Consider the following 17,392-nt stretch of genomic DNA (forward strand, 5'->3'; position numbering starts at 1 on the left):
AATGAGTAAAACCAAAGCCACCAACTATGTCACCGCAGGTAGAAGCAAGAAATGGACTAATGGTGTTGTAAATCCGTCTGTTCAACGTGCATCGACCGTAGTCTTTAATACTGTGGCAGAAAAACAGCATGCGATGATCAATCGCACCAATCAAACCCTGTTCTACGGACGTCGCGGAACGCAAACTCACTTTGCCCTCCAAGACGCGATGGTTGAGCTAGAAGGTGGTGCAGGCTGCGCACTTTATCCTTGCGGAACAGCAGCAATCTCTAACGCGATATTGTCGTTTATCGAGACTGGTGACCACATCCTTATGGTGGACACTTGCTATGAACCAACGCGCGACTTTTGCGACACCATGCTTAAAAAGCTTGGCGTTGAAACGACCTATTATGACCCAATGTTAGGTGCAGAGATTGAGTCGTTGATCCAACCTAATACTAAAATTCTATTCACCGAATCACCTGGCTCCATCACTATGGAAGTTCAGGACATACCAACGCTCTCTGCTATTGCTCATAAGCACGATATTATTGTGATGCTCGACAATACTTGGGGGGCTGGTGTGCAGTTTTCACCGTTTGACTTCGGTGTCGATATCTCCATTCAGGCGGCGACAAAATACATTGTGGGGCACTCAGACGTTATGCTAGGCACCGCTGTAGCGCGCGAAGAATTGTGGCCTCAGTTGCGAGAGCAGAGCTACTTAATGGGTCAATGTATCTCGCCAGACGATGCCTATTTGGCATTGCGCGGTATACGAACCCTAGGCGTTCGCCTTCAGCAGCACCAGGATGCAAGCCTAGAAGTTGCTCAGTGGCTAGCAGAAAGGCCAGAGGTAGACCATGTGCGTCACCCAGCGTTAGATACCTGCCCTGGGCATGAGTTTTTCAAACGTGATTTTACTGGCGGAAATGGGCTGTTCTCTTTTGTCCTTAAAACAAGCAACACCAAAGCAACGACCGCACTGCTTGATGGTATGCACCACTTCAGCATGGGTTACTCGTGGGGAGGTTTTGAAAGCCTCATATTGGCCAATGAGCCTCGCTCATTTAACTCACTAAGAACCATCGCAAATCCCAACTTTGAAGGCACCTTAATCCGCTTGCACATAGGGCTAGAATCAGTCTCTGACCTCATTGAGGATCTCGAAGCAGGTTTACAGCGCTACAACACGGTTCTACAAGAACAAGAAGTCGCTCAAGCGTAATATTTCACGGTAAACGCGATATCGAAAAAACAAGCGGTGATAAGTTAATACTTATCACCGCTTGTTTTTTATCGCATCAATCAAAATAATGTTTTAGCTCAATCAACCCGCTAATCTAATTTTTCGATAATGGGATCAAAATCAATTCGTGAATACGCTTGGTCGACTTTACCGGACAACTCAAAACCTTCACTTGGGAAGCTACCTGCCGGTTTTGCGGTGTAGGTGGTCACTAAATCCTCTCGCACCCCAAACACGGTATCCTGATCTAGGTAAGGATCGTCGTCTGGAAAGACTTCTGTAACCAGCGAGCGGTAGCCCTCTGCCGACACAATATAGTGAAGGTGCGACGGTCTCCATGGGTGTCGGCCTGTAGCATTTAGAATCTTTCCTACCGGGCCATCACTTGGAACGGTGTAACTGACCGGCCGCACAGTCGTAAACGCGTAACGGCCATTTTCGTCAGCGGTAAACATGCCATGAAAACTATGTATGTCTTGCTCTTCATCTTGTGATGAATATTTTCCGTTTGGTGCTGTTTGCCAGATATCGACTTTAGCCCCAGCAATTGGGTTTCCATCAGTGTCTCTTACGGTCCCTTCTACAAGGATCACCTCTCCAGGGTAGTGGCGCTTAAAGTCGGCTCCATTTTCTTTAGGAGGTGCATCAGAGATGTGAAAAGGTCCCAATACACTTGAACTTGTCGCAATAGGGTTTGAATGGATCATATCAACCAGTGAAGAGACACCAAGAACATCCGATAGCAAGACAAACTCATTGCGCTCGTCGGTGGTGATGTCCCCCGTCCATTTCAGCAGCTCCAACGCATAGCGCCACTCATCATGGGTAATTTCTGTTTCTTTAATAAAACCATGAAGGTGCTTGGCGAAACTCGACATGATCTCTTTCACTCTTGGATCGGTCTCTTCCCCAAAATAACCAATAAATGTATCTGTAATATTATCTGCGGTAACTGTGCGCATATTTAATCCCTTAACCTAAAATCCCAATACTTAAAACTGGATAACGAATGAGTAAGATCAGCACCACCAGCATTACAAATGCAAATGGCAGCGCGCCTAGAAAGACGTCTTTTAGACTGATCCGATCGTCATCCAAACTCGATTTAATGACAAAACAACTGATGCCTAATGGCGGGGTAAGCAGCCCAATTTCCGCGCCAACTACCGTAACTATGCCAAACCACACTAGGCTCAGCCCCATGGGTTCAATTAATGGCAAAAACAGGGGTACAACAATCAGAATGATCGAGGCGGTGTCGAGCAGTGTTCCCAGAAACAACATCAAGCAAACATAAATCGCCATAGTGGCCACAATGCCCATCTGATTTTCTTCAAGTACCACAGCTAACTCGTTGGGTAGTCCCGCAATACCGAGCATGCGGCTGTATATAGATGCTGCGGTGATTAGAAACAGTATTGACGCAGTAATGTGACCGGTTTCTATTAGAGTCTGCCAAAATATTTTTAGCGTCATTTTTTTACGTGCGAACGCGATGATCAAACCACACGCGGCGCCTGCTGCGCCGGCCTCTACTGGCGTTAGCCAGCCTGTGTATATTCCACCCAACACAATGGCTATCAATCCGATAAGAGGTGCCGTTTTTTCTACGATTTCCTTAACCGGCATCCACGATTGATCCAGCGCCTTAGTGCCACCAACAAACTGTGAAACGAAACGCCCCATAAACCAAATCGCAAATATATAGGCGACCGTGAGCATTATGCCTGGTACCACACCGGCCAAGAACATGTCCCCAACCGACTGCTCTGCTACAAATGAGTAAATGATCAGCATGGCTGAAGGAGGAATTATCATCCCTAATACCGAGGATCCTGCAACTACACCCACAGCAAAACGTGGGTTATACCCGTACTTGAGCATTTGTGGCACTGAGACCTTTGAAAACACAGATGCAGACGCTATGGATGAGCCAGTGACAGCTGCAAACACGCCGTTTGCACCCACCGTCGCCATACCAATACCACCACGGATGTTTTTAAAGCCCGCATTCATCACTTGATAAATGTCAGAGCCCATACCTGCTTTTGCTACCACCAGTCCCATAAAAGTAAATAGCGGTACAGTGGCAAATGTGTACTCCATGACACTGTCAGACATAGCGATTTTCATGAGGTTAATGGATAGCTCCATATCACCGCGTAGCATCCATATAGCGACAATGGACACACCGGTTAGTGCTATTGGGATATAGAACCCGAGATACACGCACACAATGATTGCAACAACGGACAAATAGCCTATTTCTGTTGGACTCATGACTTACCGCCTTGTTGTTTCGTTGCATTTGAATTGGCTTGGCTATCGTTAGCAAGCACGACTTTTAAGGCGAATATGATTGCGCACAGTAAGGTACTTAAAAATATGGTCAGTTTAATCGGCCACCACGGAGCGGTGAACACACCCGGAACCCCAAAATAGTCCTGCGTTTCGAGCATCTCGACAAACTCTGGCCACATTGCAAAGGCAATTAACGCCATTAAAGCTGCAGAGACAGTATCGATTAATCGTCTTAACCACAAAACGACCCTAGGAAATCGGGGCTCCATTACACTTAAGAACCCATCTGAACGCGTCAGGCGATTCACTCGGATTACATCGGGCAGTTGTAAAAATACAATCAGCACCATCGAAAACTGCACTACTTCGACTGCGCCCATAAAGGGCGAATTGAACACACCACGTGCAACCACGTCGTAGTTCACAACGAGTACCAACATTAGTACCGCAAGCGTACCTGCAGTATTAGCTCCCATAGCGATGCCATTGGTAATGCTGGTTGCTCGCCTAAACTGGTGCAACAAAAAACTTGGCATTGACAGCAACTCCTTGTCTTATTTAACCAATCCTTGTTGGAAATGTGCCCATTTGGCCGACCTCTTCGATTGGCCTGTTACCTAATGGGCACGTCTTTGAGTTACTTAACCGACCAATCTCTAACTGGATCCGCGCCATTCGCCATTAGCTTTTCTAAATAGGCGTTAACCATTTCTGTACCCGACTCGCCGCTTTTATCTAATTGCGTCGCCAACTCTTGAGCAAGGTTTGGCATCGAATCTGCCCAGGCTTTTTTAGCGTCATCGGTTAAATCGATAATTTGACCGCCTGCTGCGAGGTACGCTTCTTCACTTTCTTGCGCACGTTCCATCGCAATCTCAGCAAGGTGATCTCGATACTCTATCGCCACATCTTGAAGCACCGTTTTCACTTCATCAGGCAATTTACTCCAGTAACGCTGATTCACAGTGACCGTTTTGGTATTCACAGAACCAAAGTCAACACGAGCCATATAAGGCGCTACTTCAGCGATTTTGAAAGTCTTCGCTGCTTCTGGCCACAACATCGCATGATCGACTAGGCCCGTTTGCAACATGTTATAAAAGTCCGTCAACCCACCGCGAACACCTGCCGCGCCATCAACACCTTCTAGATAACGCAAGTTCATACCGGCTCCTGCCACTTTGTCACCTTTTAGATCGTCTAACGATGAAACTGGCTTGTTGCTGTAGAGTTGGTAGGTATTTAGCACAACACCTGTGGCTAAATAGACTTGTTTTTGCTTGGCAAATTCTTCCTGCATAGCTGGGTATTCACGGGCAATTTCATCCACTGCTTTCGCTACGACTCGCGCGTCATTAGACACAAATGGCGTTGCGGCTGACAGTGATTGACTGGGCAGTTTAGAACTATGGAATATGGTGGTGACGATGCCGATATCACCAAAGCCCAACTTAACGCCTTCCAAAACACCTTTTGGTTTTACTATGGTGCCGCCGTAAGACTCCTGCCATTCCATCTGATAATTTCCAGTTTCGGCCAAGCGCTTATCGACTTCTGGAATGAAAAAGTTTGAAAACTCTTGAACCCACATCGACTTAGCCGGGTACCCATCAATCACAACGGTTTTAATGGTCTCCACGGCACTGGCAGGAAAAGCCATCATCGCTGCAACGGTCGCGGCCAAAAGTCTAGGTTTGGTGTGTAGAGATAGTTTAATCATTATCATCATCCTGTTGATTAGGTTTCACGTCATCGTGGTAGTAACTGTTTTTATTGCTTTAACTCTTTGTTTTACTCTATGATTCCAGCTCAATCAGCTTGGGTAAGACTCACGCTGTTTGAACTATAAAAAGGTGCATACTTTATCGAAGTCGAATCTTGGTAGTTTTTGAAACAGTGCGCTTTCATCGGCATAGCCGATGTTGCACAAGAAGTTTGATCGAAGAGTGGTGCCTTTAAAAAAAGTCTCATCAACTATCTGGTTCGAAAACCCAGACATTGGCCCAACATCTAACCCCAATGCTCTCGCAGCAATCATCAAATAGGCGCCCTGTAACGTGCCATTTAGAAACGCAGTGCGCTCACAGTAGTCGGCTTTGCCTTCAAACAGAGGCCTGCGATCTTCATGAGGGAATAAAAATGGAAGCTCTTTCCAGAAATCGAGATCGTAGGCAATGATCACTGATACGGGTGCAGATTTCATTTTATCGATATTTTTATCTTTTAACGCTAAAGCGAGCTTGTCTTTGGCTTCATCTGTGGTTACGAAAAAAAATCTTGATGGGCAGCAATTCATACTGGTTGCGCCATTAGCGACGATATCGTAGAGCTCTCGTAGGATTGACTCTGCAACGGGCTTATCTTGCCAGGCGTAGTGAGAACGGGCATCCCTCAAGATCACATCGATAGATTCATCATCCAATCGCGGCTTACGTTCACGCAACGAACGAACACTCTCTTGTGCAATAGCACGTAATTCCTCTAACGATACGGGGGTTTGATCGATAGATTGAAGCTCAGACATAGATTTTCCCTTTCCAGCGGCACTAATTAAATGTAAAGAAAATGTAAATCGATATTTCTTTACAGCGTCATTTGACTACAATTATTTAACACTTGCATTACTTTTAGCGATGATTTAGGGTTATGTCAAATAAAATCGATATTTTATGGTAACAAAATTTTCACAACTGGGAGGTGATACATGGTGGCTTGGAATCAGTATAAGTTAGAGGCACAAGAGCGAGGTGCATTGGCCTTGGAGGTGTATGTCGTACATAGCACACCGGCAGCAGAGATGGAGGTCATTAAGCAAAACCTCCCTGAGCACCTAAAGTACCAACGACAACTAGAAGCAGACGGACTGCTAATGCTCGCAGGCCCCCTCTCCTCCGCAGAGGGTGAAGAAATGAATGGGACAGGCTTTATAGTTTATCGAGCAACGAGCCTTGAGCACGCTACGCAACTTGCTCAAGATGACCCCATGCACCAATCTAATGCCCGCTCGTTCGCCGTTAAGCGATGGCTGATCAATGAAGGGAGTTTCAATCTCTCGGTCAAACTGGCCGCACAATCGGTTGGATTTTAGTTGCTACTAACCAGCGAACATAAAGCGTCGATGTAAGGAGGCTGCCATGCCCAATTGGAGCACTATGATTGAAGACCTGCTATTTAGGGTCACGGATATTGGCAGTACTATGCTGTCAACGAACCAACAACAAACTGTTGCCGAAAAATGCGAGCGCCTTCTTAACAATACAGGCGAGGCGACTAGCCTTGCGCTGTCTAGAGAGATTCTCGATGACTATGTCACATTGTCCGACAGTGACAAACTGGTGTTTTTTAGTACGCTCGCCACAGACTTTGGTGTTGATGTCGAAGCTCTACAGCACGCTTACGACCTTTGGAAGCAATCACCAGAAATCCACCTTGCAAGGCATATTCATTTCTCATCAGAGCCTCGCTCTCAAGAGTTGTTTCGACAGCTCAATCGAGTCCCTGGAGGCACCGCCACCTTAGTTGCGATGAGAGAAGATTTACTTCGATTATGCCAAAACGACAAGCGATTAAAATCGCTCGATAAAGATTTAAGCCACTTATTTGTTTCTTGGTTTAACCGCGGGTTTTTACGAATCGAGCAGATCAATTGGTCGACCCCTGCAAAGATACTCGAGAAAATTATTCAATACGAGGCCGTACACAAAATCACAGGCTGGGACGACTTGCGCAGACGTGTCGATGAAGCAGATCGTCGGTTGTACGCGTTCTTTCACCCTGCTCTGCCGTCCGAGCCGCTCATTTTTGTCGAAGTCGCTTTAACCAGTGACACACCCACGACCATTGAGTCAATTTTATCAGCAGACCGTGAAGCGCTAGATCCAAAAAGCGCATCCACTGCGGTGTTCTACTCAATCTCTAACTGTCAGGCTGGGCTCAGGGGCATATCTTTTGGTAACTTCCTAATAAAACAAGTGGTAGAAGAGCTCAAACGCGAGCTTTCAAATTTAAAAACATTTATCACCATGTCACCAGTGCCAACGCTGTGCAAATGGCTTAGTACAGATCCAGACCTTGACCAAGAGTCTCGTATACTGGTCGATGCGCTCCAAGCTGCAGAGTTACCCCTATCCGACGACTTTAAGCACCAACACAGCGAACAACTCTCGCGGCTCGCCGCCAAATACTTATTAGATGCGAAGTCACGTCGCGGGGGCCCCTTTGACCCCGTGTCGAGATTTCATCTTGGTAACGGCGCGCATTTAGAAAGGATTAACTTGTGGGCCAACAGCTCCCAACAAGGGTTCAATGACTCGTTTGGCATCATGGTGAACTATGAATATGATCTTAAGTTCATCGAGAAGAACCACGAAGCCTTCTTAACCAACGGCAGCATCATAACCTCTTCGTCGATTAAAAAACTGCACAAGAAAATGCAATAAGGACTTTGCTTATGTATGACAACAACTATCTTGCCCACGCGCTGTGTAAAGCCACTTCCTCAAAACCCGACACTCTGTTTGCAGAATTGGAGTCTCAGCAGCGCGTCAGCTATGGAGAACTGTTCGCTAACGCAGAGCGCGTTGCTAAAGTACTTCAAGATCATGGGGTTAAACCAGGCGACCGAGTCGCGGTGCAAGCAGGTAAGTCCATTGCCATGCTAGAGGTCTACTTTGGGAGTGTACTCGCAGGCGCAGTGTTCCTGCCCTTAAATACTGGGTATACATTGTCTGAAGTCGAGTACTTTCTTAACGACGCGACGCCTCAGTTGTTTATCGCCAATGACACTACCATTAGCACAATGGATGAGCTTCAACAGCGTACCAAAGTGCCAGCCTTGCTTAGTTTAAGCGACGATGGTCAATCTGGTACTCTGATTGAAGCGCGTGACAACGTCACAGGTGAATTTTTGGCTATAGAAAGAAACGCCGAAGATTTAGCCGCTATTCTTTATACTTCTGGTACAACGGGACGCTCGAAAGGGGCAATGCTGTCACACGGTGCGCTAGCATCAAATGCTAGAATGCTTGCGCAGTACTGGGCATTCACTCCAGAAGACAAGCTCATTCATGCGCTGCCGATTTTTCATATCCATGGTTTGTTTGTCGCCATAAACATCACGCTTACTGTTGGCTCAAGCTTACTATTTTTGTCAAAATTCGATGCAGATAAAATTGCGCAGAACTTACCGAAAGCAACAGTGCTGATGGGCGTTCCAACGTTTTATACTCGACTATTGCGCCACCCAGATCTTACCAAAGACACCGTCAAAAACATGCGCTTATTTGTCTCTGGCTCGGCACCACTATTGGCTGAAACACACACTCAGTGGCAACAGCAAACGGGACACGCAATTTTAGAGCGCTACGGCATGACCGAAACCAATATGAACACCTCTAATCCTTATGACGGAGACAGACGCCCGGGCACCGTTGGGTTACCCTTACCCGGTGTAGAGATACGACTGCGCGATCCAGACTCTGGTTCAGAAGTTGCATTAGGAGACATTGGGCAAATAGAGGTAAAGGGACCCAATGTGTTCAGCGGTTATTGGAACATGCCTGAAAAAACGGCAGAAGAATTCAGTGACGATGGCTGGTTTTTAACTGGGGACCTTGCTCAACAAGACTCACAAGGATACATCTCCATTGTTGGACGCTCAAAGGATATGATCATTTCTGGCGGGTACAATGTCTACCCCAAAGAAATTGAATCTATCATCGATGACGTTGAGGGCGTTGAAGAGTCGGCGGTTATTGGTATCCAACATCCTGACTTCGGTGAGGCTGTTGTAGCTGTTGTCGTCCCTCAGTCCAGTTCTCAATCTAGCCAACCAGCACCCTCTTTGCTTGCTCAGGTAAACGAGAGCGTGCAAATACAACTTGCCAGCTATAAACGCCCTAAGCAGGTTGTTGTGGTCGATGAACTGCCGAGAAACACTATGGGTAAAGTACAAAAAGCCCAATTAAGAGAGACTTACCAACAACTTTTCCAAAATAGTTGATCGGTAAGTCAGCTAGAGCATTTCTAAGTTGATGAATTGCTCTAGTTACTTTATAACATCTGCTTGCTCAGTGGCTGGGTATATCAACACAATAGTTGGTTAGAAATAATAAGAATATTCGTTTGATTTGGGTGGCCTGACTAAATCAAAAATAGAATAAAGGCAGGAACAGTATGAATGAAATAATCTTGGAACAAGAAGGTAAAACGGCAATTAATCGGGTATACCATCAATTGCGTACCATGATCATTAAGTGTGAATTGTCCCCTGGCGAGAAGCTAAAGATAGAGTCATTAAAAAACAGACTCGACATTGGTGCTTCTCCGATTCGTGAAGCGCTCAGCCTACTGACCTCAGACGGTTTGGTGAATCGGCTAGATCAACGCGGTTTCATCGTTGCCCCCATTAGCCGTGCCAATTTTGACGAAATTTTAATGCTTCGATGTCAATTGGATGTGCTTGCGCTGCAACAAAGCATAGAGTTTGGCGATCAACAGTGGGAGGAAAAACTCGTCATCCTGCACCATCGATTAAATCGCGCTGACCCAAGTGACTTTGAAACTTGGGAAAATACCCACAAATCCTTTCACATGGGTCTCATAAGTCAATGCAATAGCCCCATCCTACTTCGCTATTGCAATCAACTTTATGATCAAAATATCCGCTATCGTTTCCTTGCTGAAGAGTCCGTTGATTATCAAAACCGGAAAGTAAGTGATGAGCATGGTGAAATCCTGCAAGCAACGCTTGATAGAAATGCCTCTGTCGCCTCCGACTCATTGATAAAACACTACAAGCGTACAGGGAAAGGATTGGTGTCGGTACTTGAGAAAAGCCGACTTCACGCTTGGATTTAGCCGCACCCTTTGATATCCCAACCTATAATTGGAATTAAAAATATCGATATTTTTAATTCCAATTCTTAGCAACAGTAATTTGCATCAGAAACCACCGCTGATTAGGCGCTAGTAAAGACCTCCTCTACTTCAAACTCGTCACCCTCGTCTCAATTGGAGGGATAATTGGCACTCACTAAATAAAATAACGATTTTTTGATATTTGGTTGGATATAATCTTTTTTATGGTGTAGATTTAAGTTAACAACTTGTTAAAAAGGAGTAGTCATGAGAATCGTCTCATTTGAACATGAAGGTCAATCTCGAGTAGGAATCAAAACAAACAAAGGTGTGATCGATCTTTCTACAGCCGCACCACATCTACCGCAAGACCTGCAGCAACTATTGCAGGCTGGCCACAATCTGTCTGAATTACTTCATCCGTTAGTAGAGCAAGCGAGCGACGAAGACTATACCCCTTTAACCGAACTTGTATATCTGCCGGTAGTGCCAAATCCACCTAAGATCATCTGCATTGGTCGAAATTACGCCGCGCACGCCGTCGAAGGTGGAGCCGAGCCACCGACGTACCCAGAAATATTTTTACGTGGTGCAGAATCGTTAATTGGCCACGCAGCGCCCATCGTTCGACCTCGTTGTTCAGACAAACTGGACTACGAAGGTGAGATTGCAGCCATCATTGGTAAAAAAGCACGTCACGTCAGTGAAGAAGATGGTCTTGACTACATCGCCGGCTACGCCCTTTTTAACGACGCAACACTTCGCGACTACCAGCGCAAAAGCTCCCAGTGGACCATAGGCAAAAACTTTGATGGTACCGGCGCATTTGGGCCAGAGTTTGTCACAGCAGATGAATTGCCAGCAGGTATGAAAGGCGTACAACTTCAAACTCGGCTTAATGGTGAGATCATGCAAAACGCAAATACGGATGATTTCATCTTCCCAATGCACAAGCTAATCGCCATTTTAAGCGAATGTATGACACTGCTTCCTGGAGATGTGATCATTACGGGAACGCCGGCAGGCGTTGGCTATGTGCGAAACCCTCCTGTCTTTATGAAGCAAGGGGATATCGTTGAAGTTGAAGCCCAAGGTCTAGGCGTCCTTAAAAATACGATACAAGACGAATAATGCTCAGTTGTGCACGCGGCCAGACCCTATAACGTACGCAGCCACTTAAAGGCTGCGTTGTTTTACGATCTTTCTCTCTCATTCCCAGCGGTGCGATTAACCAAATGAGACATTAGTTCCCCTACTGCTTAGCTTCGATTATCCATTCCACATCAACGTTGTTTAACACCTTGGTCAGTTCGCTATGCATATTTTGTTTAGCTTGCACAATCAACGCCTCTGGCTTTTGACGAATAATGTCTATTGGCAGACTAAGCAACACTAGATAGCTTGAGCCTGTTTTACTTACATTTAGCAAAGTATATTCAAGCTTTGCAGCGGCCATTTGCCCTCTCACTGCACTTTCGATCTTAGTGTACAAGGGTTTATCTTGAAGCCGGCCTCCAGCCAACTCCACAAATGACTGCTTGATGATTGATATAGGTTGACCAAGCATACAAAGCGCTAGTACTACAACGAGCAGAGCATCGCCAATGTATAGCAAGAAATCCCATTTAGATCCCACACTCACATAACCGATTAACACCAAAATTACGCCCGTCGATGCAGACAATACGCCGTCTATTAAAGACGCTTTTTGGTCAACTTTGAGCATAGAACTGCCAAATTGTGCTTTGCGGTTTTGGAAGTAATAGAACGCCGACAGCCCCCAGCAAATACTGACCATTGCTATCGCGTAGTAGACAATAGGACCTGTTTTGATCATGGTGAGACTATCACCTTCTAAATACCGAATGATCTTAGATCCATTACTGGTGACCGCAGAAATCACGACACCAAGTAACAATAAGCCTTTCATCATCGAATATAGGGCTTCAGTCACGTACAATCCAAATGGAAAAGTATCGGTTCTTCTAGCTTTAATGCTTGAGATTTTGAGCGCTATGATTGAAGTAAGGAACAATATGAACGACATATTGCCATCAAGCAGTAATGCCTCTGATCGCGTTAAATAGAAAGCAAACCACCCACTCAACGCCATAACGATATTTGCAACGATCCCTACTGATATTGAGTTGCGTTCAATTTTTGCTACCGCGTCTTCCATTTATCGGCCTACTCTGTCTCATCATATTGTTGAATATTGGTAACACAACAACGCGGAGCTTTCCAGTTTTCTAAACATCTGATAGCGTTAGTCTATTCATTACAATGCTTCATCGCATTAGGTCTTCATGTCAGAGTTTACTGTCGCATCGCTAAACTTATGTAATTTCGCCAAGCCACCCTTTGCCAGTTATGAATGGCACAATATTTTGACATCAGAGCAGTGGACACAAAAGCGCTCGTGGTTAACTCAATCAATCATTGCCGCAGACGCCGACATCATTGCGTTTCAAGAAGTGTTTAGTATTACCGAACTTAAGGAGCTGTGTTTCGAACTCGGTTACCATTACTTTATCTGCCCTGATCGCCCTAATATTGAAAACGATTTTGTGTTTAGTCAGCCGTGCGTCGCCATTGCCAGTCGCTATAAAGCCAAATGGGTAAAGATCCCAACAAAGATGCAATCTCGTTTCGCCAGATACCCTGCGATTGCACGGGTATCTTTGCCAAATGGTGCGGCTGTCACGGCAATCTCTGTTCACTTAAAATCTCAACGCGCCTCGGCAGCGCCAGACAACTATACTGAGAAACAGTCGCAACTGTACGGGCAATGGGTATCGAGTTTTCAACGCGCCGATGAAGCTAATGCCTTGTTCGAGATAGCGAAAAAGCAAATTAACAAGGCACCGGTGATTGTTATGGGAGACTTTAATCAGTCTCGGGACAGTCAGTCACTACAGGGCCTTTGGAAAAATAACCTGCTGCAGCCTCTAGATACACTATTGGGTGTGGGGCCATTTAATACTTTCTATCATCGTTTTACCCCTAATGCGATTGACCATATTCTCGTTTCTGAACGCGTCACTGCCGTCGATATGGCCTGTATTGACGATCACCTGCCAACAAACGGTACCTTAAGTAGTGACCATGCAATGTTGGTTGGCAAAATAAACGTGGAGTCTGAGATTGGGGCTGTTGTAAGACAATAAAATACTCTCGATCACAATGACGAATAATCACATAGCCCAAAGATTGATCATTGTAAGTTTGGATAGCTCAGGCGACCAGTTCCATTAATACAAATTAGCCCCTATTCGAGTCAGCCTATTGTCGGCAGGCATCTGCCGCCCATTTTTATGCGTATAATGACTAATAGTCACGCAATTGCTAATAGCACATTGGTTTAAATGTTCTGGATAATCATATTACTTATCATCGCGACATGTGTCTTCCTACCAGGCCTATGGGTCAAGCATGTCATGCAAAAATACAGTCAGCCGACTGATCGCTACCGTGAGCAAGGCAGCGGTGGTGAGCTTGCTCGCCATCTGTTGGACAGCGCCGGCCTAGATAATGTCGACGTAGAGGAAACCTCTGCTGGTGACCACTATGATCCAGTCGCCAAGGCTGTGCGTCTTACCCCGGACAACTACTCAGGATACTCATTAACCGCAGTGACTGTGGCCGCCCATGAAGTGGGTCATGCCATTCAGGATTCACGTGGAGAGGCCTTATTCTTGGCAAGACAAAAACTCGTGAAAACCGCCATGGTCGGCGAGCGTATTGCCGGAATGATGCTAGTGGCTGCTCCTCTTGTACTCATGCTAACCCGCCTGCCGCAAGCAGGAGCAATAACCATTGGAATTGGCGTTGCTTCAATGGCTTTAAGTACCATGGTGCATCTATTAACTCTTCCAGTGGAATTTGACGCCAGTTATGGCAAGGCGCTACCGATCTTGCAAAAAGGCAACTACCTCCACGATGGAGATCTAGTGCATGCGGAGAAAATTCTCAAAGCGGCCGCGCTGACCTATGTCGCTGCCTCGCTAGGCAGCTTGTTAAACTTGGGGCGATGGATCGCGGTGCTCCGCCGGTAATGATTGCTTGATGCCAAAGATTAAGCGAAAGCTAAGTTTTAAGCAGGCGTGGAGTCATTCAGCACCTTAGTTAATCGCTCAATATCTAATACTATCCTTTATCTACTAACTTACTAAAGTCTATAGCATGAAACTGCCCAAAGTGAGCCAGATAGACCTTTGATAACAATTAGTATTCTTAATGCTTTCTTTTTTCAGGCTAGGCCTTAATGGCGAGTATTCTGTAATCGATACTCTGAAGGGGTCACCCCAACTTTATTTTTAAATAATCTGGAAAAATATTGTGGGTACTCAAAGCCTAAACTATAGGCAATCGTCGCCACGGAATCCTTACTAGAGAGTAAACGATCTTTTGACTTCTCAATCAGAGCATAATGAATCCAATCCTTCGTTGTTTTACCTGTTTCAGCTTTCAGGGCATCGCTTAGGTATCGGCTAGTCATATTCATGCTTTGCGCCAGCTCTTCTACTTCAGGGATAACGGCAGATTCATGAATGATAGCGTTTAAGCGAGCATCTAAAAGCTTTGAAAGCCGATCGTATATTGAAGTGTTAGTCTCTTTACGCATCATAAATTGGCGGTGGTAATACCGATTGGCGTACATCAATAAGGTACTGATTTGCGATAAAATAAGCTCCTGACTAAAGGCATCTAAACTCATGTTGTTTTCTGCCTCAAGCGCATCAAACATCGCGACCATATGTTGCTCTTCTTTTGGTGAAAGGTGTAGAGCCTCGTTAACCGAATAATTGAAAAATTGATATTGCTTAAGCTCGTCTTGCAGCTTGTGACCACGAATATAATCGGGGTGAAAGCAAATAGTGCGAGCAACGGAGTCAATGATTATCCCGCTGGCAGTCAGCTCTTGACCGGGAGCAATAAACAGCACTGTCCCATTTGAACAATCGTATTGGGTACGACCGTACGTGACTTCGCCTGACGTAATGTGTTTATACGATATCGCATAGAAACTGGTAGTGAGTGAAATGCTCTCACCGCTGAGTAATTGATTGTCTTCACTGTTTGGATTTAGTTTCATTACATCAACTAAAGGGTGCTCTGGTGGGCGTATACCGAGAACAGCATTGAGTTGTTTAATGGTATCAAAATGGAAGTTTTTCATTGTGTAACCTTATCGTACAACCTTTAGCGGCATTTACCTCATTCTGATTCATATTGTGGTCTAGTTGAACAGAAAATTCAGTGCACAAATTGACGTGAAGCGTATACAAAAATGCGAAGCCGTTCGATTCGTTATTTTGTATACAACTTTTGCAGTTTTGTGCGCCGCTACTTTTGGTCATGTCTCTTAAGATTAGCCTATAGGTTATGAAGCCCTTCGAATTTAAACGCTTTTGCTCAAGACTTTGTTTCGAAGTAGCCCAACCATCTTAAACAATGAGGAATAAAGTTCATGGCAAATAAACCGTGGAGTGCTGACGACTTACCGTCTCAAAAAGGCAGGATATCAGTTGTGACTGGATCAACCAGCGGCATCGGCAAGGAAACAGCTAAGGTGCTAGCAAAAAAACAGTCGACGGTAGTTCTTGCGGTTAGAAATGTATCAAAAGGTGAGAAGGTAGCCGCGGAAATTCGAATAGAATATCCAGACACCAACATTTCGGTTATGCAGCTGGACCTTTCCAGTCTTCGTTCAATTCAAGCGTTTAGTTCACAGTTTTTAGCAACTTTCGACAGACTTGATTTACTGATCAACAACGCAGGAGTAGCGTGCCCGTATGCCAGGACCGATGACGGATTTGAAATTCTGATGGGGACGAATCATCTAGGTCACTTTGCATTGGTCGGCCATTTACTTGAGACTCTCAAGAACACGCCAATCTCCCGTGTGGTGGTAGTTTCTGCTGGCGCACATAAGTCCTCAAAGATCGATTTGGATGATTTGAACTGGGAAAAGCGAAAATACAAAAATTTTACGGCGTACGCAGATAGCAAACTGGCAAATCTCTATTTTGCCTATGAGCTGAAAAGACGGCTTGAATCAAATGGTGACAACCCTATGGTTACAGCAGCTCATCCGGGATGGACGACATCGGAACTTCAGCGTGGCGTGGTGAAATTCTTAAATACCTTTTTCGGCCAGAGTAAAGAAATGGGAGCACTACCAACACTACGAGCTGCAACAGACGAAAGAGCATCCTCGGGTGACTTCTTCGGCCCGCAGGATTTCTTTGAACTGCATGGCGCACCCATTAAGGTAGAATCAAGCAAGCAGTCACATGATGTCGATGCTGCGCGAAAGCTTTGGACGCTATCTGAAGAATTAACAGGAATAAAATATTAAACGAAGATACGGGAGAATTGTGCTAAGTACGTTTAAGGATATTTATGGACAGTAAAATAGTTTTACAGGTGGTGGGGTTTATCATTTTATTACTAGGGGGGATACTCAGCTATAACCCTGAGCTAGTTAGTAATAAACCCATCCCTGAGGATGCCTTCCAAGCTGTTGAAAGAAGAGTCCGTTGGGGCTTTCTAATGGGTGCAGGCATGCTGCTCATCTTTCATCATCAAGTTACCCCATATTTGTTTACTGTTGCTGCACTCGGCATGACATTAACATTGGGGGCGCTCATTTCGCGCTTACTGGGTATTTTCCTTGACGGTTCTGTACCAAGGCATTGGATGTGGGTTGCTGTTGAGCTAGTTATGGTTATTGGTTTCGGGATTTGGTATGCGAAGCAGCGCATATAATCAGTCGGTTGTTCGATATCTAAGCTAATTCATTGGCTGCTAAGTTAGCAATGTCAATTACACAGAATTGTTTAGAACCTTCATTGCGGGCACTTCGTAACTCAGAAATGCCCCAATATATGGTACGTCCCGTTATTGCAAGTAGATAACCAGATAACGAGCTGATTTGCGCTAATATATTCAGAGTCTTAATTGAGACCTAAAGGCTCAGCTCTACGATGAGGTTCGCGC

At 45.3% G+C, this 17,392-nt stretch carries 17 protein-coding genes; 10 read left to right on the forward strand and 7 right to left on the reverse strand.

From position 1 onward, the window contains the following. The first annotated feature begins 1 nt into the window (after nt 1). The gene (locus tag JQC93_RS19035; RefSeq protein WP_205159922.1) at nt 2–1,210 is read left to right on the forward strand and encodes a cystathionine beta-lyase; all 1,209 of its coding nucleotides are present in this window, start codon (nt 2–4) and stop codon (nt 1,208–1,210) included. A gap of 110 nt (nt 1,211–1,320) precedes the next feature. On the opposite strand, the gene JQC93_RS19040 is transcribed toward JQC93_RS19035, so the two are convergent. From JQC93_RS19040 to JQC93_RS19060, 5 genes are all read right to left on the reverse strand, one after another. Next, nucleotides 1,321–2,193, reverse strand: coding sequence for a dioxygenase family protein (locus tag JQC93_RS19040; RefSeq protein WP_205159923.1), 873 nt, complete (start codon nt 2,191–2,193; stop codon nt 1,321–1,323). A gap of 10 nt (nt 2,194–2,203) precedes the next feature. After that, nucleotides 2,204–3,511 (reverse strand): TRAP transporter large permease, encoded by a 1,308-nt coding sequence (locus JQC93_RS19045; RefSeq protein ID WP_205159924.1) that lies wholly within the window; start codon nt 3,509–3,511, stop codon nt 2,204–2,206. After that, a complete protein-coding gene (locus JQC93_RS19050; protein WP_205159925.1) occupies nt 3,508–4,068 on the reverse strand; it encodes a TRAP transporter small permease subunit in 561 nt (186 codons plus the stop codon). The genes JQC93_RS19045 and JQC93_RS19050 overlap by 4 nt, the downstream gene beginning before the upstream one ends. Before the next feature lie 101 nt (nt 4,069–4,169). Continuing rightward, nucleotides 4,170–5,252 (reverse strand): C4-dicarboxylate TRAP transporter substrate-binding protein, encoded by a 1,083-nt coding sequence (locus JQC93_RS19055; protein ID WP_205159926.1) that lies wholly within the window; start codon nt 5,250–5,252, stop codon nt 4,170–4,172. Between the two features lie 123 nt (nt 5,253–5,375). Further along, nucleotides 5,376–6,056: a malonic semialdehyde reductase gene (locus tag JQC93_RS19060; RefSeq protein WP_205159927.1), complete on the reverse strand. Its 681-nt coding sequence runs from the start codon at nt 6,054–6,056 to the stop codon at nt 5,376–5,378. A 180-nt stretch (nt 6,057–6,236) separates the two neighbouring features. On the opposite strand from JQC93_RS19060, the gene JQC93_RS19065 reads away from it, so the two are divergent. The 5 genes from JQC93_RS19065 (at nt 6,237) to JQC93_RS19085 (ending at nt 11,521) form a co-directional block, all read left to right on the forward strand. Continuing rightward, on the forward strand, nt 6,237–6,620 hold the full coding sequence (locus JQC93_RS19065) for a YciI family protein (RefSeq protein WP_205159928.1): 384 nt from the start codon (nt 6,237–6,239) through the stop codon (nt 6,618–6,620). Between the two features lie 46 nt (nt 6,621–6,666). Next, nucleotides 6,667–7,971: a malonyl-CoA decarboxylase gene (locus JQC93_RS19070; protein ID WP_205159929.1), complete on the forward strand. Its 1,305-nt coding sequence runs from the start codon at nt 6,667–6,669 to the stop codon at nt 7,969–7,971. A gap of 11 nt (nt 7,972–7,982) precedes the next feature. Then, nucleotides 7,983–9,533, forward strand: coding sequence for an AMP-binding protein (locus JQC93_RS19075; RefSeq protein WP_205159930.1), 1,551 nt, complete (start codon nt 7,983–7,985; stop codon nt 9,531–9,533). A 173-nt stretch (nt 9,534–9,706) separates the two neighbouring features. After that, nucleotides 9,707–10,390: a GntR family transcriptional regulator gene (locus JQC93_RS19080; protein ID WP_205159931.1), complete on the forward strand. Its 684-nt coding sequence runs from the start codon at nt 9,707–9,709 to the stop codon at nt 10,388–10,390. 267 nt (nt 10,391–10,657) lie between these two features. Further along, nucleotides 10,658–11,521: a fumarylacetoacetate hydrolase family protein gene (locus JQC93_RS19085; RefSeq protein ID WP_205159932.1), complete on the forward strand. Its 864-nt coding sequence runs from the start codon at nt 10,658–10,660 to the stop codon at nt 11,519–11,521. 121 nt (nt 11,522–11,642) lie between these two features. Here JQC93_RS19085 and JQC93_RS19090 read toward each other — a convergent pair whose 3' ends face one another. Continuing rightward, complete coding sequence (locus JQC93_RS19090) at nt 11,643–12,569, reverse strand: cation transporter (RefSeq protein WP_205159933.1); 927 nt, start codon at nt 12,567–12,569, stop codon at nt 11,643–11,645. A 127-nt stretch (nt 12,570–12,696) separates the two neighbouring features. Between JQC93_RS19090 and JQC93_RS19095 the strand changes: the two genes are divergently transcribed. Together JQC93_RS19095 and JQC93_RS19100 are read left to right on the forward strand one after the other, a co-directional pair. After that, a complete protein-coding gene (locus JQC93_RS19095; RefSeq protein WP_205159934.1) occupies nt 12,697–13,557 on the forward strand; it encodes an endonuclease/exonuclease/phosphatase family protein in 861 nt (286 codons plus the stop codon). 198 nt (nt 13,558–13,755) lie between these two features. Continuing rightward, complete coding sequence (locus JQC93_RS19100; protein ID WP_205159935.1) at nt 13,756–14,445, forward strand: zinc metallopeptidase; 690 nt, start codon at nt 13,756–13,758, stop codon at nt 14,443–14,445. Nucleotides 14,446–14,651: 206 nt separating this feature from the next. On the opposite strand, the gene JQC93_RS19105 is transcribed toward JQC93_RS19100, so the two are convergent. Further along, nucleotides 14,652–15,569, reverse strand: coding sequence for a helix-turn-helix domain-containing protein (locus JQC93_RS19105; RefSeq protein ID WP_205159936.1), 918 nt, complete (start codon nt 15,567–15,569; stop codon nt 14,652–14,654). 291 nt (nt 15,570–15,860) lie between these two features. Here JQC93_RS19105 and JQC93_RS19110 point away from each other — a divergent pair, with 291 nt between their 5' ends. Beyond that, the gene (locus JQC93_RS19110) at nt 15,861–16,751 is read left to right on the forward strand and encodes an oxidoreductase (protein ID WP_205159937.1); all 891 of its coding nucleotides are present in this window, start codon (nt 15,861–15,863) and stop codon (nt 16,749–16,751) included. Between the two features lie 44 nt (nt 16,752–16,795). Next, nucleotides 16,796–17,161 (forward strand): hypothetical protein, encoded by a 366-nt coding sequence (locus JQC93_RS19115; RefSeq protein WP_205159938.1) that lies wholly within the window; start codon nt 16,796–16,798, stop codon nt 17,159–17,161. Nucleotides 17,162–17,392 lie beyond the last annotated feature (231 nt).

This window comes from Vibrio ulleungensis (assembly GCF_016900875.1).
GTDB lineage: Bacteria > Pseudomonadota > Gammaproteobacteria > Enterobacterales > Vibrionaceae > Vibrio > Vibrio ulleungensis.

Bases quoted from the DNA above. Each gene is read 5' to 3' on its own strand.
- JQC93_RS19055 (WP_205159926.1), bottom strand. From the start codon at position 5,252: ATGATTAAACTATCTCTACACACCAAACCTAGACTTTTGGCCGCGACC.
- JQC93_RS19050 (WP_205159925.1), bottom strand. From the start codon at position 4,068: ATGCCAAGTTTTTTGTTGCACCAGTTTAGGCGAGCAACCAGCATTACC.
- JQC93_RS19090 (WP_205159933.1), bottom strand. From the start codon at position 12,569: ATGGAAGACGCGGTAGCAAAAATTGAACGCAACTCAATATCAGTAGGG.
- JQC93_RS19110 (WP_205159937.1), top strand. From the start codon at position 15,861: ATGGCAAATAAACCGTGGAGTGCTGACGACTTACCGTCTCAAAAAGGC.
- JQC93_RS19105 (WP_205159936.1), bottom strand. From the start codon at position 15,569: ATGAAAAACTTCCATTTTGATACCATTAAACAACTCAATGCTGTTCTC.
- JQC93_RS19075 (WP_205159930.1), top strand. From the start codon at position 7,983: ATGTATGACAACAACTATCTTGCCCACGCGCTGTGTAAAGCCACTTCC.
- JQC93_RS19115 (WP_205159938.1), top strand. From the start codon at position 16,796: ATGGACAGTAAAATAGTTTTACAGGTGGTGGGGTTTATCATTTTATTA.
- JQC93_RS19065 (WP_205159928.1), top strand. From the start codon at position 6,237: ATGGTGGCTTGGAATCAGTATAAGTTAGAGGCACAAGAGCGAGGTGCA.
- JQC93_RS19040 (WP_205159923.1), bottom strand. From the start codon at position 2,193: ATGCGCACAGTTACCGCAGATAATATTACAGATACATTTATTGGTTAT.
- JQC93_RS19070 (WP_205159929.1), top strand. From the start codon at position 6,667: ATGCCCAATTGGAGCACTATGATTGAAGACCTGCTATTTAGGGTCACG.
- JQC93_RS19100 (WP_205159935.1), top strand. From the start codon at position 13,756: ATGTTCTGGATAATCATATTACTTATCATCGCGACATGTGTCTTCCTA.
- JQC93_RS19045 (WP_205159924.1), bottom strand. From the start codon at position 3,511: ATGAGTCCAACAGAAATAGGCTATTTGTCCGTTGTTGCAATCATTGTG.
- JQC93_RS19035 (WP_205159922.1), top strand. From the start codon at position 2: ATGAGTAAAACCAAAGCCACCAACTATGTCACCGCAGGTAGAAGCAAG.
- JQC93_RS19085 (WP_205159932.1), top strand. From the start codon at position 10,658: ATGAGAATCGTCTCATTTGAACATGAAGGTCAATCTCGAGTAGGAATC.
- JQC93_RS19080 (WP_205159931.1), top strand. From the start codon at position 9,707: ATGAATGAAATAATCTTGGAACAAGAAGGTAAAACGGCAATTAATCGG.
- JQC93_RS19060 (WP_205159927.1), bottom strand. From the start codon at position 6,056: ATGTCTGAGCTTCAATCTATCGATCAAACCCCCGTATCGTTAGAGGAA.
- JQC93_RS19095 (WP_205159934.1), top strand. From the start codon at position 12,697: ATGTCAGAGTTTACTGTCGCATCGCTAAACTTATGTAATTTCGCCAAG.